This is a genomic window from Nocardioides sp. F233, assembly GCF_057813895.1.
Window position 1 is genome coordinate 102,845 of record NZ_JBVASH010000006.1, and the last position, 16,824, is coordinate 119,668.

Below are 16,824 nucleotides of genomic sequence, written 5' to 3' on the forward strand. Positions count from 1 at the left end.
CGATGAACGGTCAGCGGACGGGACAGCGAACTCCCACCAAAGGCAGTACCGTGGTGGTGAATTGCCCGAAGCATCGCGTGTCCAAGGGGGGAACACGATGAGCATGACCACCGGGGCGACGATGTCCCGCAAACCCAATCGCCGCGGCGTGGCCGCGCGCGAGAAGCTGTTGTCCACGGCGGTCGAGATGCTCGGGACCGGCCGCCCGGAGACGGTGTCGATCAACATGGTGGCGAAAGAGGCCGGCCTCAGCTGGGGCTCGGTGCAGAACCTCTTCGGTGACTCCGACGGGTTCTGGTCGGCGGTCGCCGACCAGGTCGCCGAGCACGGGGCGGAGCTGTGGAGCAGGCCGCAGAGCACGACGCTCGCCGGCCGGGTGGCCGAGGTCGCCGAGCTCTACAGCGCGGTCCTCGGGTCGCCGTACGCCGTCACGATCGAGACCATGCGTTGGGCGCTGCCGCGACCACTCGAGCTGCTCGCGGAGACCCATCCGCGCACGGCCGCCTCGATCCGGCACCTCGACGAGCTCTCGGTCCTCGCGTTCAACCGCTTCTTCGACGGGGTCGAGGGCCTCGACGAGGAGCGGCGGGCTGCCATGTCCGAGCTGATGCCCGCGATGCTGCGCAGCCTGCGCAACGAACGGCTGCTCGGCACCCACATCGACATCGACCGCGCCCACCGCGTGATCGTGTCGCTGCTGACCGCCTACCTCGAGGGCTAGACCGGCTGCGCGAGCAGGGCCCGCGTCGGCGCGATGACCTCCGCGCCGAACCGGGCGATGCCGTCGAGACGCTGCTCCAGGGTGGCGTCCGGCGGGTAGTAGTACATCCACGGCATCGTCATGCACATCGTCACGCCGCCTCGGGCGGCGCGGGCGAAGTCCTCGGGAGCGAAGGCGTCCGTGAGCGCCGGTACGACGGCGAACGGGTCGTCCGGGTCCTTGCCCTCCTCGCGCCGCAGCGCCTGCAGCCGCTCGACGATCTCGATCGCCTCGTCGACGGTGGCCATGTCGCCGATCCAGCCGTCGTTGCGCGCCGCCCGACGGAAGGCGACGTCGGACAGCCCGCCCACCCAGACCGGGATCGGGCCCGGCGGCTTCGGCAGCATGACCAGCCGCTCGCAGCTGTAGAACTCGCCGGCGAACTCGGTCCAGCCCGGCGCCCACAGCTCGCGCATCAGGTCCAGTCCCTCGTCGGTACGGCGCCCGCGGGTCGCGAAGTCCTCCTCGAGCAGCTCGAACTCCTCGCGGCACCAGCCGACCCCGACGCCCAGGGCGACCCGGCCGCCGGACAGGGCGGCCGCCGTACCCACTGCCTTGGCGACCACGAACGGGTTGCGCATCGCCGCGACGTAGATCGAGGTGAAGAACTGCAGCTCGGTCGTCACCTGCGAGAGCGCGCCGATGGTCACCCACGGGTCGGGCCAGTCGACGTCGGGCTTCCAGCGCCGGTCGCCGTCGCGGGTGTAGGGGTACGGCGTCGCGAGCGTCTCCAGGTCGACCACGTGGTCGGCGAGGCTGAACGCGGAGAACCCGGCCTCCTCGGCGGCGCGTGCCAGCGGCACCAGCTGGTCGATCGGGTGGTAGGCAGTCACCATCGCGAAGTCCACGCGTGCACCCTAGGCGACAGGTAGAACATGTTCTAGGGGTGCGACACGGCGGAGTACCTCACCAAATCGGGCGGCTGATGCAACCCTCGGACCCACGAACGGCCTTGGGGTAGTCGTGAACACGAGGTCTCGGGAGGGGGTGAGCGGCGCGTGGACGCCGAGTTCGCCGCATTCGTGGCGGCGAAGCAGCACGGCCTCCTGCGCTACGGCATGCTCCTGACTGGAGGCGACCCGCACACGGCCGCCGACCTCACCCAGGAGACCTTCCTGCGGCTCGGTCGGCGCTGGCGGCACGTCCGCGACGTCGAGCACCAGGACGCGTACGCCCGCCGGACCATGACCCGGCTGTGGTGGACCCGCAGCAAGCGGGACCGGCGCGAGCAGCTGCGCGCCGAGCCCGAGGACCGGGCCGCCACGGCGACCGGGCCGGACTGGGAGTCCGACGTGTGGGCCGCGCTCCAGCAGCTCCCGCCGCGGCAACGCGCCGTGCTCGTGCTGCGCTACTACGAGGACTGCTCCGAGAAGGAGATCGCCGAGGTCCTCGCCTGCCGGCCGGGCACGGTCAAGAGCCAGGCCAGCCGCGGCATGGCGAGCCTGCGCCGGCTGATGGGCGTGCAGCTTCCCGACGAGGACGTCGTGGGGAGGTCGGTCGATGAGTGACCTCGAGCGGCAGCTGCGGGCCTTCGTCCACGACGGCGACGTCCCGGTGCCCCACGTCCCCGACCTGCTCGAGCGGGTCGCGGCCGGCCAGCGCCGGCACCGGCGGCGCCGGGTGGCCGTGGTCGCGGCCGCCGCGTGCGTCGTGGCCGGGCTCGGCGTGGCGGGCGTCATGCTCCGGGGCGAGCGGGACCACGCCCCGAACCCGACCGTGTCCCCGGCCTGCGCCACGGTGACCATCCGCGCGACCGGGGTCAATCCCGACGAGCTCCTGCTCGTGCTCGACGGCCCCGCGGCTCGCCCGTGCACCCTCGGCCCGGGTGTGCGGATCACCGTCGGCACCGGCTCGGCGGCGACCAGCAGCACCGTCCCCGCGACCTTCACGCCGGTCCTGCTCGGCGTCGGGCAGCACGCCGCGGTGCACGCGACGTGGCGCAACTGGTGCGGCGAGGCGAACCCCGTCGCGCGGGTCGACTTCCCCGACGGGTCGACTGTCGAGATGCAGCTCGGCGACGACCTCCCGGCGTGTACCGATCCCGCGACACCGTCCGTGCTGGAGTTCCGGACCGCCCAGCTGGCGGACGTGCAGGGCGGCGGACAGCGCCCCTAGGACTAGCGCATCCGCACCGAGTTGGCCGCCCCGTCGAGCGCCCCGAAGTACCCGGAGCTCGCGACGAAGCCGTACGCCGCGCCGGCGTACCAGGCGTGGTTCCAGACCTTGAAGTCGCAGCGGGCGTAGCCGACGCCCGAGCGGATCCGGTTGCGCCACTCGGGGGTGAGCGTCGGCCAGGCCCACTCGACGCCGGGGTCGTCGTCGCAGCCGGTGGGCGCTTCCATGACCAGCGCGGCGCCGGTGGCGTTGATGCCGTCGTAGAAGACCGCCGTCACGACCGGCGTCAGGGGGACGCCGGGCGCCCGGTAGCCCTCGTTCGTGCCGGAGTCCGCCAGCCCGGACTCGATGGCCGCCACCGTGGCGGGTGCCGCGAGGTCGGCGGTGCTGAACCCGTCGGCGGGCTCGCCCGTCACCGCCTCCAGCAACGCGTCGGCGCTCGGGTAGCACTGCACCCGCCCGGTCGTCGCCTGCATCAGGCAGGCCTCGTCGGTCGCTGTTGCCGGCGCCGCGCCGGCCGGCGTACCTCCCGGCAGGGCCACCACCGCCAGCGCCGCCACTCCCACGGCGAACCTGCTCGTCATCGTGCGCACCGCTCCACCTCCACCCGTGCCCATGCTCCGGATCGGTCCGACGCAAACGCCTTCGCGGGCGCGGATCAGCCCTTCTTGCGGGTCAGGAACGCGGTCATCGCCTCGCGGGCCTCGTCGGAGCCGAACAGGCGGGCGCTCAGCTCGACCAGCTCCTCGCCGTGGGTGTCGATCCGCTCGAGGAGGTCGGCGGCGAGCAGCTTCTTGGTCTCGCGCAGGCCCTGCGCGGCGCCGGTCGCGAGCTTGCCCACCACGTCGTCGACGCTCGCCTGCAGGTCGGCAGCGGGAACGGCGAAGGTCGCCAACCCGTACGACGCCGCCTCGGCCCCGGAGAAGACCTCGCCGCCGAGCGCGGTCCAGGCCAGGCCGCGCGGGGTGAGCCGTGGGAAGACGGTGAGCGAGATGACCGCGGGGGTCAGGCCGAGCTTGACCTCGGTCAACGCGAAGGTGGCGTCGTCCGCGACGACCACGACGTCGGAGGCGGCCACGATGCCGATGCCGCCGGCGCGGGCGGCACCCTCGACGACCGTGACAACCGGCGTGGCCGAGGCGACGATCTGCCGCTGCAGGGCCACGATCGCCCGCGCGCCCTCCTGCATCGGCACCGTCGAGGCCTCCGAGAGGTCGGCTCCCGAGCAGAACACCCGGCCCGACGACCTCAGCACCACCACGCGTACGTCGTCCGCCGCGTCCGCCGTCGCGAGGTGGCCGACCAGCTCGGTGACCAGCTGGCGCGAGAGAGCGTTGCGGTTGTGGGGCGAGTCGAGGGTGATCGTCGCGATGCCGTCCGCGACGTCGAGGTGGACCAGCTCGGCGGGTGCGTCAGTCATGCCGCCATCCTGCCGCCTCCCGCAATCGGCCTTCCGTCATGATCGCTGCGTGGGCCTCTACCTGCCGAGCCGCGAGGAGATCCTCACCGTTGCGGGACACGCGCACCTCAACAATCCGCGCCCGGCCGCGAGAGAGTCGCTGCGCGCCAAGGTCGAGGACCCGCGGGACGACTGGGACGAGCGCTCCGTCCTCACCGTGCCCGGCGTCGTCTGGACGGTTTCCAGCGACACCTGCGCGACGGGACGCCTGAACGCCCCCGACAACGTCGCCTACGACGACCTGTACCGCGAGTTCGTCTTCCGCCAGCCCGCGAACGACGACGAGCTGGCCGCTGTCATGGGCGCCGAGGCCGACGAGGTGTTCTCGTGCTACCGCTTCGACGGCCTCGACCGGTGGACCGGGCGCAGCGTCGGAGCATGGATGGCAGACCTGCACGTCGTCGTCGGCTACGTCCGCCAGATCCTCGCGACCAGCGAAGACCCGGAACTCCTCGACTGCCTCGGTCGCTACGAGGCCTACCTCATCAGCAAAGAGCTGAGCAGCTATCTCAGCGGTCTCCGGCGACACCTCGACTCACCCCAGCGCGGGCGGAGGCACGCAGGCTCCTGAAGCACGCCCCGCGTCGGCGGGGCTCACGCCTCGTGGTGGATCGGCGTCTTCGGCAGCTTCTTGACCCGGGCCCGGCGCTTGGGCCGCGCGGGGATCATCGAGCGCATCTCCTCGAGCTTGCCGAAGCACAGCAGCCGGTCCTCGGCCTCCAGTACGTGGTGCGGGAAGGGGTTGGGGATCACGATGGTGCCGCGGTGGAGGGTGAGCACGGTGATGTCGCGGTCGCGCAGGCCCGAGTCGCCGATCGACTTGCCGACGAGGTCGGCGTCGCCGTGGACGACGAGCTCGGCGACGCCGTACCCGGTCGAGACGGAGAGCCGCTCGCGGACGTCGATCTGCGGGAAGGCGACCTGGTTGTCGATGTAGTCGATGATCGCGCCGGCGACGTCGAGCTTGGTGGCGGTCTCGATGCCCTCGAGGCCCGGGGAGGAGTTGACCTCCATGACGAGCGGGCCGGACTTGGCCTCGAGCATGTCGACACCGGCGACCTTGAGGCCCATGATCTGGGCCGCGCGTACGGCGACCTGCTCGTACTCCGGGTCCAGCTCGACCCGCTCCACGCTGCCGCCGCGGTGCACGTTGGAGCGGAACTCGTCGCCCTGCGCGACGCGGCGCATCGCGGCGACGACGCGGTCGCCGACGACGAGGGCGCGCACGTCGCGCCCCTTCGACTCCTTGACGAAGCGCTGGATGAGGACCTGCTGCTTGGTGCTCTGCAGCGTCTCGATGATCGCCTCGGCGACCTTGATGCTGGGCGCGAGGATGACACCGATGCCCTGGGTGCCCTCGAGCAGCTTGATCACGACCGGCGCGCCGCCGACCCGCTCGATCGCGGGGATCACGTCGGCGCGGTCGCGGACGAAGGTCGTCGCGGGCATGCCGATGTTGTGGCGCGAGAGGATCTGGGTGGCGCGCAGCTTGTCGCGCGAGTTGGCGATCCCGTTGGCGGTGTTGGGCGTGTAGACGTCCATCTGCTCGAACTGGCGCACGACGGCGGTGCCGAAGTAGGTGATCGAGTTGCCGATCCGGGGCAGCACCGCGTCGTAGTCGGACAGCTGCTTGCCGCGGAACTGCAGATCGGGCTCGTCGCCCGACAGGTCGATGGAGAAGCGGAGGGTGTTGAGCACCTTCACCTGGTGCCCCCGGTCGAGGGCGGCGGTGCGCAGACGCTGGGTGCTGTAGGACCGCGGGGCGCGGGAGAGGATCGCGAGCTTCATACCCGACCTGATTGGATTGGCTTGTGGACGCCGCCCATTCAACCAGCCCTCCGGTGGTCGCCGGTTGGCGCGAGTGGGTGCGCCTGCCCGCGCTGGGGGTCGGGCCGGTCAAGGCCAAGCTCGACACCGGGGCCCGCACGTCGGCGCTGCACGCCTTCGACCTCCACGAGTTCGAGCGCGACGGCGTCGCGTGGGTCCGGTTCTCGATCCACCCGTGGCAGCGCTCGGCCGAGGATGCGGTGTACGTCGAGTGCGCGGTCCACGACCGCCGCACGATCCGCAGCTCGACGGGCCACACGCAGCAGCGCATCGTGGTCCTCACCGAGCTCGAGCTGCTCGGGCGCACCATCACGACCGAGGTGACGCTGACCCGGCGCGACGAGATGGGCTTCCGGATGCTGGTCGGCCGCGAGGCGCTGCGCCAGGGCTTCCTCGTCGACTCCGGCCGCTCGTACCTCGGCGGCCGCCCGCCGCGGAAGGTGCGGCGCAAGAACCGCGGACGAGCGGAGGCAGCAGCCGATGGCCCTGCGTGAGTCGTTCGCCATCGGCAACGTGCGCGTCCGCGCCGGCTCGGCCAAGGAGGTCGAGCTCCCGATCACCCGGCTGGTGACCGGCGGTGACATCAGCCTGCCGGTGCGGGTGGTCCACGGTCGCGAGCCCGGGCCCACGGTCTGGGTCAACGCCGCCATCCACGGTGACGAGGTGATGGGCGTCGAGGTGGTGCAGCAGATCGTGGCGAGCCTGTCGCCGAAGACGCTGCGCGGCACCGTGCTCGCCGTCCCCGTCGTCAACGTGTTCGGGTTCATGACCGGCGACCGCTACCTGCCCGACCGCCGCGACCTCAACCGCTCGTTCCCCGGCTCCGCGCGCGGCTCGCTGGCCAGCCGGATCGCGCACCTGTTCATGACCGAGGTCGTCAGCAAGTGCGACGTCGGCATCGACCTGCACACCGCCGCCGACCGGCGCAGCAACCTGCCCCAGATCCGCGCCGACCTCGACGACCCGCGCACCCGCGAGCTCGCCGACACCTTCGGCGCCCCGGTCATGCTCCACGCCCGGCTGCGCGACGGCTCGCTGCGCCAGGCCGCCCGCGACCGCGGCGCCCGGGTGCTGCTCTACGAGGCCGGCGAGGCGATGCGCTTCCAGGCCGAGCCGATCGCCGTCGGCGTCGCGGGCGTACGACGCGTGCTCGCCTCGCTCGACATGATCGAGCCCGACCCCGCCTGGGCCGACCACCCCGCGCCCGCCGAGTCCCGCTCCAGCGCCTGGGTCCGGGCCCGCGGCACCGGCATCCTGCACCTCGAGGTCAGGCTCGGCGACCGGGTCGAGACCGGCCAACGCCTCGGCGGCCTCTCCGACACCTTCGGCCGCCGGGTCCGCCTGGTCCACGCCGACCGCGACGGCATCGTGATCGGGCTGACCCGCGCGCCGCTCGTCAACGCCGGCGACGCGCTCGTCCACATCGCCACGCCCGTCTGACCCATCCCGGACCGGGGTCCGCGACGAACCCCTGTCATGCGAAGACTCCTCTGGGCCGGGTACGGCGTCCTGGCGACCCTCGTCGGCATCGGGCTCGCCCACCTGGCGGCTGCGCTCACGGACCCGGCGACCTCGCCGGTGCTGGCGGTCGGCTCGGCCGTCATCGACCGGACGCCCACACCGATGAAGGAATGGGCGATCCGGAACTTCGGGAGCGCCGACAAGACGATCCTGGTCGGCTCGGTGCTGGCAGGCGTGCTGGCGCTGGCCGCGGTCGCCGGCGTGCTGGCCCGCCGCCGGTTCGCACTCGGCGCCGGGCTGCTGGTGGCGCTGGTCGGGATCGCGGCGGTCGCCGTGGCCACCCGCCCGGAGGCGTCGGTCACCGACCTGCTCCCCTCGCTCGTCGCCGCACTCGCCGCCCCGGCCGCGCTCGGGATCCTGGCCCGAACCGGGACCCGGGCCGGCGAGGAGGGGCGACGGACCGTGCTCCGCACGGCGCTCGCGCTGACCGCCGTCGCCGTCCTGGGTGGTGCGGCCGGGCGACTGGTGACGCGGCTGCGTGCCCGTCCCGAGGACGTCACCCTCCCGAAGCCGACCGATCCCGCGCCGCCCTTCCCGCGCGGCCTCGACGACCAGGTCCCGGGCATCACCCGGTTCCGCACGCCGACCGCCGACTTCTACCGCGTCGACACACGCCTCGACGTGCCCGTCATCGGCGCCGACGACTGGACCCTCACTATCGACGGCGACGTGGACCGGACGGTGAAGCTGACCTTCGACGAGCTGCTCGCGATGCCCATGGTCGAGCGCGACATCACGCTGACCTGCGTGTCCAACAGCGTCGGGGGCCCGTACGTCGGCGGCGCCCGCTGGCTCGGCGTACGGCTCACCGACGTGCTGGACCTGGCCGGCATCGGCCGGACGAAGGCCGACCAGATCCTGTCGACGGACTTCGCCGGGATGACGATCAGCACCCCGCTCGCCCTCGCGACCGACGGGCGCGACGCCCTGGTCGCCGTCGGCATGAACGACAAGGCCCTGCCCCGCGAGCACGGCTTCCCGGTGCGGCTGGTGATCCCCGGGCTCTACGGGTTCATCAGCGCGACCAAGTGGCTGCGCCGCCTGACCCTGACGACGTACGACGACCAACAGGCGTACTGGACCGAGCGCGGCTGGGCGACGGACGCGCCGATCAAGATCTCCGCCCGCATCGACACCCCGAAGGCACTGGCCGAGCTGAAGGCCGGCGACGTGGTGGTCGGGGGCGTCGCCTGGGCCCAGGAGCGCGGCGGCATCGCCGGCGTGCAGGTCCGCCTCGACGGCGGTCCGTGGGTCGACGCGCAGCTGGGGCCGGACGGCGGCGACGACTACTGGCGGCAGTGGTTCCACCGCTGGTCCGCCGAGCCCGGCTCGCACCGGATCGCGGTCCGCGCGGTCGCCGGGAACGGCGAGCCCCAGGCCGCCGTACGCGCCGAGCCGTTCCCGAACGGCGCGAGCGGGCTGCACGAGCTGATCGTCCGGGTCTCGTGACGGTTGCTGCGCAACCTCCTCGACCTCCGGTCGACCCATCCGATCCCGGCACCGCTCCGAATCACGTGCACAAGGCACCGATCACCCTCCACGGAAGGCACCACCATGAAGCTCCAGAAGTTCCGCCGGGTCACCGGCGCCGGCATCGCCGTCCTCGCCCTGTCGGTGTCGCTCGCCGCATGCGGTGACGACGGCGACAGCGACGCCAAGGACTCCGGCTCGACGTCGAGCTCCGACTCGGGCATGACGAGCGACGCACCGGCCGCCGAGGGCGCGGCCGCCCAGACCTTCGGGCCCGGCTGCTCGGCCATCCCGACCTCGGGCGCCGGATCCTTCGACGGCATGGTCAAGGACCCGGTCGCCACTGCAGCGAGCAACAACCCGCTGCTCAGCACCCTGGTCACGGCCGTCACCAGCATCGACGGCCTCGCCGACACGCTGAACGGGGGCGAGGCGCTCACCGTCTTCGCGCCGTACAACGACGCCTTCGCCGCCATCCCCGAGGACCAGCTCAACGGCCTGGTCACGGAGGGCAAGGAGAAGGGCCAGGACAGCGCCCTCTACAAGATCCTCGCGCACCACGTCCTCGGCGAGAACGACGCTGCCGACGCCGTCGCGGGCGACAAGGAGACCCTGGCGGGCGACAAGCTCACCGTCGAGGGCGACGCCGAGAGCGGCATGACCGTGTCCGACGGCACCGTCACCGCCAAGGTCCTGTGCGGCAACATCCCGACGGCCAACGCGACCGTCTACGTCATCGACAAGGTGCTGACCGGGGTCAAGTGACCCGCTCCGGGCACTTCCCGCACACCCGCTGAAACCGGAAGGATCACCACCATGGATCCGGTCCCCGGCGACCCGGCCGGCGCTCCCCACGCGGGGGCGCCGGCCGGCGGTCACGGTCCCGACCTGGGCGCACTGCTGCGTCAGTCCGCCCGCGGCGACAGTGCTGCCTTCGCCACGCTGTACGACGCCACGGCGGCTCGCGTCCACGGCCTCGCGCTGCGCGTCGTGCGCGACCGAGCGCAGGCCGAGGAGGTCACCCAGGAGGTGTTCCTCGAGGTGTGGCGCCAGGCGAGCAGGTACGACGCCGCCCGCGGCAGCGCGCTCGCGTGGCTGATGACCATCACGCACCGCAAGGCGGTCGACCGGGTGCGCAGCGCCGAGGCCGCGAGCCGGCGCGACGTCACCTGGGAGCAGCGCAACCAGGGCGTCGAGCACGACACGACCGCCGAGGCGGCGCACGCCTCGCTCGAGGCGCATCGCGTGCGCGCGGCGCTCGGTCAGCTCACCGACGTCCAGCGCGAGGCGATCGAGCTGGCGTACTTCGGCGGCTACACCCACACCGAGGTGGCCGCCCTCCTCGACCTGCCGGTCGGGACAGCGAAGACCAGGATCCGCGACGGCCTCATCAGGCTGCGCGACACGATCGGAGTAGGACGATGACCGGTCACGACCACAGCTGGGACGTGCACGCGCTGGTCGGCGCGTACGCCGTCGACGCGCTCGACCCCGATGAGCGGGCCGCCTTCGAGGCCCACCTGGCCCAGTGCGCCGAGTGCCGCGACGAGGTGGACGGGCTGCGTGAGGCTGCGGCCGTGCTCGGAAGCGCCGAGCCGGTCGAGCCGTCCGACGCCCTCCGGGACCGCGTCCTGGCGGAGATCACCCAGATCCGGCCGCTGCCGCCACAGAGCACGCCCGCGCCTGGGGGGGCGCCGGTGGAGCTCGCCACGGCACGGCGTCGGCTCCGGCCGCTCCGGCCGGGGCGGACCGGCCACCTTCTCCTGGTGGCCGCGGTCCTCGTCCTGGTGGCCGCGGCAGGGGGACTCCTGCTGCGGCCCTGGACCGACGACAACTCGACGCGGACAGGGCCGACCGTTGCCGAGCGGGTGCTCGCCGCGGACGACGCCACCTCGGTCGACAAGAGGTTCCCCGACGGGTCCACCGCCACGATCGTGGTGTCCCGCAGTGTCGGCCGCGCCGTCATCCGCACGACCGACATGGCGCCCGCTCCGGACGGCAAGGTCTACGAGCTGTGGCTGCAGACCCCCGCCGGCGAGATGGAGCGAGCAGGCCTGATGCCCGACCTCCGCGACGCGACGGTCCTGCTGGACGGGGACGCCTCGCGGGCCACCGGGGTGGGGATCACGGTCGAGCCCAACGGCGGTTCCGACCAGCCCACCAGCCAGCCCATCGCGTTCTTCACCCTGGACTCCTAGGGGACCAGCCATGACCACGACACCACGGCGGATCGCCGTGGTGGGCTCCGGCGTCGCCGGGCTCACCGCGGCCCACCTCGCATCGCGCGCCTCGACCGGCACCCAGGTCACCCTGCTCGAGGCCGACGACCGGCTCGGCGGGCACGCCGACACCCACACCGTGACCGACCCGACCGGGCGGACGCTGCGCATCGACAGCGGGTTCATCGTGCACAACCGGCGCACCTACCCGGTGCTGACCGGGATCCTCGACGAGCTCGGCGTGCCGACCCAGGCCTCCGAGATGTCGATGTCGACCAGCGACGAGGTGACCGGGCTGGAGTGGGCCGGCGCGCTCGGGCGGCGCGGGCTGTTCCCCGCGGGAGCGGGCAACCACCGCAACCCGGCGTACCTGCGGATGCTGGCCGAGGTCCCGCGCTTCCACCGGGCCGCTCGGCGCCTCCTGGAGTCGGGGACCGACGACCTGACCACGCTGGCCGCCTTCCTCGACCGGCACGGCTTCTCGCCGTACTTCCGGCGGCACTTCATGGAGCCGCTCGTCGCGGCCGTGTGGTCCTGCGACCCCGACACGGCGCTGGACTACCCGGCGGCGTACCTCTTCGCCTTCCTCCAGCACCACGGCATGCTGGCGGTGTTCGGCTCGCCGCCGTGGCGCACGGTGACCGGCGGCTCGGCGACCTACGTCGCCGCGATCGCCGCGGCGCTCGAGGCGGCGGGCGGCCGGATCCGGACGTCCACCCCGGTGCTCGCCGTCGAGGAGACCGACGACGGGGTCGAGGTGACCACACCTGCCGGCCGGGAGGCGTACGACGCCGTGGTGATCGCCACCCACCCCGAGCAGGCGCTCGGGATGCTCGCGGCGCCGAGCCGGGAGCAGAAGGAGGTGCTCGACGCCCTCCCGTACTCGACCAACGTCGCACTGCTGCACACCGACACCCGGCTGCTGCCGCACGCCAGGGACGCCTGGGCGTCGTGGAACTTCCGCCGGCCGCGGGTCGCGCAGGAGCAGGTCCGGGTCACCTACGACCTGACCCGGCTGCAGCGACTGCCCACCGACACGCACTACCTGGTGACGCTCGGCGGCGAGGACGCCGTCGACCCGGCGACCGTGCTGGTGCGCCGGACCTACGCACACCCGCTCTACACGCCGGCGTCGGTGGCCGCCCAGGCCCGGCTGCCGGAGATCGACACGGACCGGATCACCTTCGCTGGGGCCTACCACGGCTGGGGGTTCCACGAGGACGGTGCTCGCTCCGGTCAGCGGGCGGTCGAGCGGCTGCTGAGCCCGTCGAGTGGCCCACGGCCGAGGAACGAGGTCGTGGGCGTATCGAGACGCGGTGAGGCGTCTCGATACGCCGCCGCCGCTCGTTCCTCGCTCCGGCGGCTACTCGACGAACAACGACCAGCCGGCTACTCGACGAGCTCGGCCGCGACGACGTACGCCACGACCCTCGTGCACCGGCGCCGCGAGCCCCTGCGCAATGCGTTCACCCACCGATCCCACCTGACGGTGGTCGACCTCGACCGGGTCGCCGCCGACGGCACCGTCCCGGGTACGCCGGGCCGGTTCCTGGGGCGCGACCACTTCGCCGGCGACACCAGCTCCGTGCGCGAGGGCCTGGACCGGTTCCTGGCCGCGCACGACCTCGACCTGCGGGGCGGCCGCGCCCTGACGGCCACGCAACCGCGGGCCTTCGGGCACTGCTTCAACCCGATCACGGTCCACTGGTGCTGGGCCGCGGGCACGGAAGGCGGCCGCCCCGCAGCCACCGTCGTCGAGGTGCACAACACCTACGGCGACCGGCACGCCTACCTGCTCGACCCCGAGCGCACGACATCCGACAGCCGGGTCGTCGTCGACAAGGCGATGTACGTCTCGCCCTTCCACGGCACCGACGGCCGCTACGAGGTGCTCGCCCCGCCGCCCGACCCGACCACCGGCCGGCTCCAGCTCGGTGTCCGGCTGGTCACCGGGGACGGAGCCCGCTTCGACGCGACGCTGACCGGCACCCCGACGGCTCCGCCCCGGCTGCCCCTCGCCGGCCTGCGCGGCGCGACCCTCATCCGCGCGCACGGAGTCGCCCTGTGGGCCCGCCGTCTCCCCGTCCAGCCCCGACCGCTCCACCGCTCCCCCGAAGGAGGGCCCCGATGACGCTCACCGCCGCCCCCACCACCCTCTGGCCCGGCCTCGCCCCGCTCCCCGAGGGCACCCTCTCCGCCCGGATCGCGGAGCGACTGTTCCGCTCGGCCGTCGCCCGCCGTCGGATCACCGTGCGGCTGCACCTGCCGGACGGCACAGTGGAGCAGCTCGGACTGGGCGGGCCCGCGATCGTCGTGCACCGTCCCGCCGAGCTCTTCGCCCGCGTCGGTCGCGACAAGCTGATCGGCTTCGGCGAGGCCTACCTGACCGGTGCCTGGGCCGAGGACGGCGTCCCCGGCGACGGCGTGCTGGGTGACTTCCTCGCCGTCCTGGCCGCCGACATGGCCGACCTGGTGCCCCGCAGCCTGCAGCGGCTGCGCGCGGTCGTCTCGCCCCGGCTCCCGCGCAGCCAGCGCGGCACCCGCGAGAACACGCAGGCCAACGTCGCCCACCACTACGACCTGTCCAACGCGCTGTTCGCCGCCTTCCTCGACCCGACGCTGTCCTACTCCAGCGCCCTCTTCGAGGACCCGGACACCGCGCTGACCGAGGACTTCGCCGTCGCCCAGCGGCGCAAGATCGACCGGCTCCTCGACCGGGCCGGCGTGGGCCCGGGCACGCGGCTACTGGAGATCGGCACCGGCTGGGGCGAGCTCGCGATCCGCGCCGCTGCGCGCGGTGCGACCGTCCGGTCGATCACGCTGTCGGTCGAGCAGCAGGCGCTGGCCCGCGAACGGATCGCGGCCGCCGGGCACGCCGACCGGGTGAGCGTCGACCTGTGCGACTACCGGGCCCTGCTCGACGAGCCGGCCGGGGCCTACGACGCCGTGGTCTCCGTCGAGATGATCGAGGCGGTCGGTCGGGAGTTCTGGCCGACGTACGTCCGCACGCTCGACCACGCGCTCGCCCCCGGCGGCACGGTCGCGCTGCAGGCGATCACGCTGCCGCACGACCGGATGCTCGCCACCGGGTCGACCCACACCTTCATCACCAAGTACATCTTCCCCGGCGGGGCGCTCCCCTCGGTCCGGGCGATCGAGGAGGTGACGCGCGCCCACACGCGCCTGCGGATCGCCGACGACCTCGCCATGGGCCGGCACTACGCGCCCACCCTGCAGCGCTGGGACCGCGCGTTCCTCGCCCAGCACGAGCGGGTCGCGGATCTCGGCTTCGACCCGACCTTCGTGCGGATGTGGCACTTCTACCTGGAGTACTGCCGCGCCGGGTTCGCGGCGGACTACATCGACGTGCACCAGCTCGTGCTCATCCGACCGGAGGAGGACCGATGAGCACGGCGGTCGCGAACCACCTCGAGCAGGCCCTGCGGCCGTTCGTCGGCGGCGACCTGCCGGTGCGGCTGGTCGCCTGGGACGGCACGACGGCCGGCCCGGTCGACGCGCCGGTCGTGGAGCTGCGCTCGCCCGACGCGCTGCGCCGGCTGCTCTGGCACCCGGGCGAGCTCGGCGCTGCTCAGGCCTACGTGACCGGGGAACTCGACGTTCCCGGCGACCTGGATGCGGCGCTGACCCACGCCTTCGCGGTCGCGTCGGACCGCGACCTCCCTCGGCGCCCATCGCTCAGCGCCCTGGCCGGCGCGCTGCGCACCGCCGTGGGACTCGACCTGCTCGGCCGGCCACCGGCCCCGCCCACCACCCAGGCACGTCTGCGCGGCCGGCTGCACAGCAAGGACCGCGACCGGCGGGCGATCAGCCACCACTACGACACCACCGCCGACTTCTACTCGTTGATCCTCGACGAGCGGACCATGGCCTACTCCTGCGGCTACCACTCCGGCCCCGACCAGCCGCTCGCCGACGCGCAGGAGGCCAAGCTGGACCTGGTCTGCCGCAAGCTCGGCCTCGAGCCGGGGATGCGGCTGCTCGACGTCGGCTGCGGCTGGGGCTCGCTGTCGCTGCACGCGGCCGAGCACTTCGGCGCACACGTCGTCGGCGTGACGATCTCGGCGGAGCAGCGCCGGTTCGCGGAAGCCGCGGCCCGGCGCCGGGGCGTGGCGGACCGGATCGAGATCCGGCTGTGCGACTACCGCGACGCGGTCCCGCTGCCCGGTGCCGAGCACGACGCGGTGGCGTCGCTGGAGATGGGCGAGCACGTCGGGGAGCGCAACTATCCGGCGTACGCACGAGTGCTGCACGACGCCGTCCGGCCCGGCGGCCGGGTGCTGGTCCAGCAGATGTCGCGGGACGCGCACCACCCGGGAGGCGGTCCGTTCATCGAGTCCTTCATCGCCCCCGACATGCACATGCGGCCGGTCGGCGCGACGATCGGCCTGCTGGAGGCGGCGGGACTGGAGCTGCGTGGCGTGGAGGCGCTGCGCGAGCACTACGTGCTGACCGTCGCGGGCTGGCTGGCACGGTTCGAGAAGAACCTCGACGCGATCACCGCGCTGGTCGGCGAGGAGCTGGTCCGGGTCTGGCGGCTCTACCTCGTCGGCGGCTCGATGGCCTTCCGCGACGGGCGGATGGGCGTCGACCAGCTGCTGCTGCGGAGGCCCGCATGAGCGTGGTCCTCAGCATCGGACTCTCCGTGGCCGCCGCGGCGGTCGTGATGGCGGCGACCGCACTGGTCGCCCGCCGCCAGGGCCGGGTGGCCGTCGTCGACGTGGCCTGGGGGGCCGCGTTCGCCGGGGCCGCGCTGGTGTGTGGGGCCGGCGCGGTCCTGGCGGACGCCGGTACGCCATGGCGCACCGGCGTCCTGGTGGCGCTCGTGGTGCTCTGGGGCGGCCGGTTGGCCTGGCACATCGGTCGTCGCGCCGCACAGCACCGCAGCGAGGACCCGCGCTACGAGAAGCTGCTCGGCGGCACCCTCGCCGAGGTCGGCATGGCCCGGGCGGTGCGGAAGGTGTTCGCGCTGCAGGGTGCGATCGTCCCCGTGATCGCGCTGCCCGTCTCGGTCGGCGTCGTGCTCTCCGTGCGCTGGGGTCCTGTCGTGATGGCCGGCGTGGTGGTCTGGGCGGTCGGGCTGTTCTTCGAGGCGGTGGGCGACGCCCAGCTGGCGTCGTACCGCGCCCGGCCGCGGGACCAGCGCCCCGCGGTCCTCGACACCGGGCTGTGGGCGTGGACCCGGCACCCGAACTACTTCGGCGACGCCTGCGTGTGGTGGGGCCTGTGGCTCGCCGGCGGGCTCGCGTCCGGGTGGGTCGCAGGGCTGGCCACGGTCGTCGCGCCGCTCGCGATGACCTGGTTCCTCAGCGAGGCGACGGGGGCAAGGCTGATCGAGCAGACGATGATGCAGCGGCCCGGCTACCCGGCGTACGCCGCCCGGACCTCGCGCTTCCTCCCGCGGCCGCCCCGTCAGGGATGACGCCCTAGGGTTT

At 73.1% G+C, this 16,824-nt stretch carries 18 protein-coding genes; 14 read left to right on the forward strand and 4 right to left on the reverse strand.

Features of this window, described 5'->3' with window-relative positions:
* Positions 1 to 97: 97 nt before the first annotated feature.
* Positions 98 to 721: a TetR/AcrR family transcriptional regulator gene (locus ACZYRU_RS21345; protein ID WP_488959107.1), complete on the forward strand. Its 624-nt coding sequence runs from the start codon at positions 98 to 100 to the stop codon at positions 719 to 721.
* On the opposite strand, the gene ACZYRU_RS21350 is transcribed toward ACZYRU_RS21345, so the two are convergent.
* On the reverse strand, positions 718 to 1,608 hold the full coding sequence (locus ACZYRU_RS21350) for a TIGR03619 family F420-dependent LLM class oxidoreductase (RefSeq protein ID WP_488959108.1): 891 nt from the start codon (positions 1,606 to 1,608) through the stop codon (positions 718 to 720). The two genes, ACZYRU_RS21345 and ACZYRU_RS21350, sit on opposite strands and share 4 nt — an antisense overlap.
* Positions 1,609 to 1,758: 150 nt before the next feature.
* On the opposite strand from ACZYRU_RS21350, the gene ACZYRU_RS21355 reads away from it, so the two are divergent.
* Both ACZYRU_RS21355 and ACZYRU_RS21360 read left to right on the forward strand, forming a co-directional pair.
* The gene (locus tag ACZYRU_RS21355) at positions 1,759 to 2,268 is read left to right on the forward strand and encodes a SigE family RNA polymerase sigma factor (protein WP_488959109.1); all 510 of its coding nucleotides are present in this window, start codon (positions 1,759 to 1,761) and stop codon (positions 2,266 to 2,268) included.
* Entirely contained in the window at positions 2,261 to 2,875 is a 615-nt protein-coding gene (locus ACZYRU_RS21360) for a hypothetical protein (protein ID WP_488959110.1), read from the forward strand. Before ACZYRU_RS21355 ends, ACZYRU_RS21360 begins: the two co-directional genes overlap by 8 nt.
* A 2-nt stretch (positions 2,876 to 2,877) precedes the next feature.
* Here ACZYRU_RS21360 and ACZYRU_RS21365 read toward each other — a convergent pair whose 3' ends face one another.
* Positions 2,878 to 3,459, reverse strand: coding sequence for a hypothetical protein (locus ACZYRU_RS21365; protein ID WP_488959111.1), 582 nt, complete (start codon positions 3,457 to 3,459; stop codon positions 2,878 to 2,880).
* A 74-nt stretch (positions 3,460 to 3,533) separates the two neighbouring features.
* Complete coding sequence (locus tag ACZYRU_RS21370; RefSeq protein ID WP_488959112.1) at positions 3,534 to 4,295, reverse strand: enoyl-CoA hydratase-related protein; 762 nt, start codon at positions 4,293 to 4,295, stop codon at positions 3,534 to 3,536.
* A gap of 49 nt (positions 4,296 to 4,344) precedes the next feature.
* Here ACZYRU_RS21370 and ACZYRU_RS21375 point away from each other — a divergent pair, with 49 nt between their 5' ends.
* A complete protein-coding gene (locus ACZYRU_RS21375) occupies positions 4,345 to 4,905 on the forward strand; it encodes a ferredoxin (protein WP_488959113.1) in 561 nt (186 codons plus the stop codon).
* 23 nt (positions 4,906 to 4,928) lie between these two features.
* On the opposite strand, the gene ACZYRU_RS21380 is transcribed toward ACZYRU_RS21375, so the two are convergent.
* Positions 4,929 to 6,122: a RimK family alpha-L-glutamate ligase gene (locus tag ACZYRU_RS21380; protein ID WP_488959114.1), complete on the reverse strand. Its 1,194-nt coding sequence runs from the start codon at positions 6,120 to 6,122 to the stop codon at positions 4,929 to 4,931.
* 23 nt (positions 6,123 to 6,145) lie between these two features.
* Between ACZYRU_RS21380 and ACZYRU_RS21385 the strand changes: the two genes are divergently transcribed.
* From ACZYRU_RS21385 to ACZYRU_RS21430, 10 genes are all read left to right on the forward strand, one after another.
* On the forward strand, positions 6,146 to 6,655 hold the full coding sequence (locus ACZYRU_RS21385; RefSeq protein WP_488959115.1) for an ATP-dependent zinc protease family protein: 510 nt from the start codon (positions 6,146 to 6,148) through the stop codon (positions 6,653 to 6,655).
* Positions 6,642 to 7,601: a succinylglutamate desuccinylase/aspartoacylase family protein gene (locus ACZYRU_RS21390; RefSeq protein WP_488959116.1), complete on the forward strand. Its 960-nt coding sequence runs from the start codon at positions 6,642 to 6,644 to the stop codon at positions 7,599 to 7,601. The genes ACZYRU_RS21385 and ACZYRU_RS21390 overlap by 14 nt, the downstream gene beginning before the upstream one ends.
* 36 nt (positions 7,602 to 7,637) lie before the next feature.
* Positions 7,638 to 9,131 (forward strand): molybdopterin-dependent oxidoreductase, encoded by a 1,494-nt coding sequence (locus tag ACZYRU_RS21395; RefSeq protein ID WP_488959117.1) that lies wholly within the window; start codon positions 7,638 to 7,640, stop codon positions 9,129 to 9,131.
* Between the two features lie 105 nt (positions 9,132 to 9,236).
* On the forward strand, positions 9,237 to 9,917 hold the full coding sequence (locus tag ACZYRU_RS21400; RefSeq protein ID WP_488959118.1) for a fasciclin domain-containing protein: 681 nt from the start codon (positions 9,237 to 9,239) through the stop codon (positions 9,915 to 9,917).
* A 51-nt stretch (positions 9,918 to 9,968) separates the two neighbouring features.
* Positions 9,969 to 10,577 carry an ECF RNA polymerase sigma factor SigK gene (gene sigK / locus ACZYRU_RS21405; RefSeq protein WP_488959119.1) on the forward strand — a complete coding sequence of 203 codons (609 nt, stop codon included), beginning with the start codon at positions 9,969 to 9,971 and terminating at the stop codon, positions 10,575 to 10,577.
* A complete protein-coding gene (locus ACZYRU_RS21410; RefSeq protein ID WP_488959120.1) occupies positions 10,574 to 11,350 on the forward strand; it encodes an anti-sigma factor in 777 nt (258 codons plus the stop codon). Before sigK ends, ACZYRU_RS21410 begins: the two co-directional genes overlap by 4 nt.
* 10 nt (positions 11,351 to 11,360) lie before the next feature.
* Positions 11,361 to 13,502, forward strand: coding sequence for an FAD-dependent oxidoreductase (locus ACZYRU_RS21415; RefSeq protein ID WP_488959121.1), 2,142 nt, complete (start codon positions 11,361 to 11,363; stop codon positions 13,500 to 13,502).
* Positions 13,499 to 14,779 (forward strand): class I SAM-dependent methyltransferase, encoded by a 1,281-nt coding sequence (locus ACZYRU_RS21420; RefSeq protein ID WP_488959122.1) that lies wholly within the window; start codon positions 13,499 to 13,501, stop codon positions 14,777 to 14,779. The genes ACZYRU_RS21415 and ACZYRU_RS21420 overlap by 4 nt, the downstream gene beginning before the upstream one ends.
* Positions 14,776 to 16,008 carry a class I SAM-dependent methyltransferase gene (locus ACZYRU_RS21425; protein ID WP_488959123.1) on the forward strand — a complete coding sequence of 411 codons (1,233 nt, stop codon included), beginning with the start codon at positions 14,776 to 14,778 and terminating at the stop codon, positions 16,006 to 16,008. The genes ACZYRU_RS21420 and ACZYRU_RS21425 overlap by 4 nt, the downstream gene beginning before the upstream one ends.
* Positions 16,005 to 16,811 carry a DUF1295 domain-containing protein gene (locus tag ACZYRU_RS21430; protein ID WP_488959124.1) on the forward strand — a complete coding sequence of 269 codons (807 nt, stop codon included), beginning with the start codon at positions 16,005 to 16,007 and terminating at the stop codon, positions 16,809 to 16,811. Before ACZYRU_RS21425 ends, ACZYRU_RS21430 begins: the two co-directional genes overlap by 4 nt.
* Positions 16,812 to 16,824 lie beyond the last annotated feature (13 nt).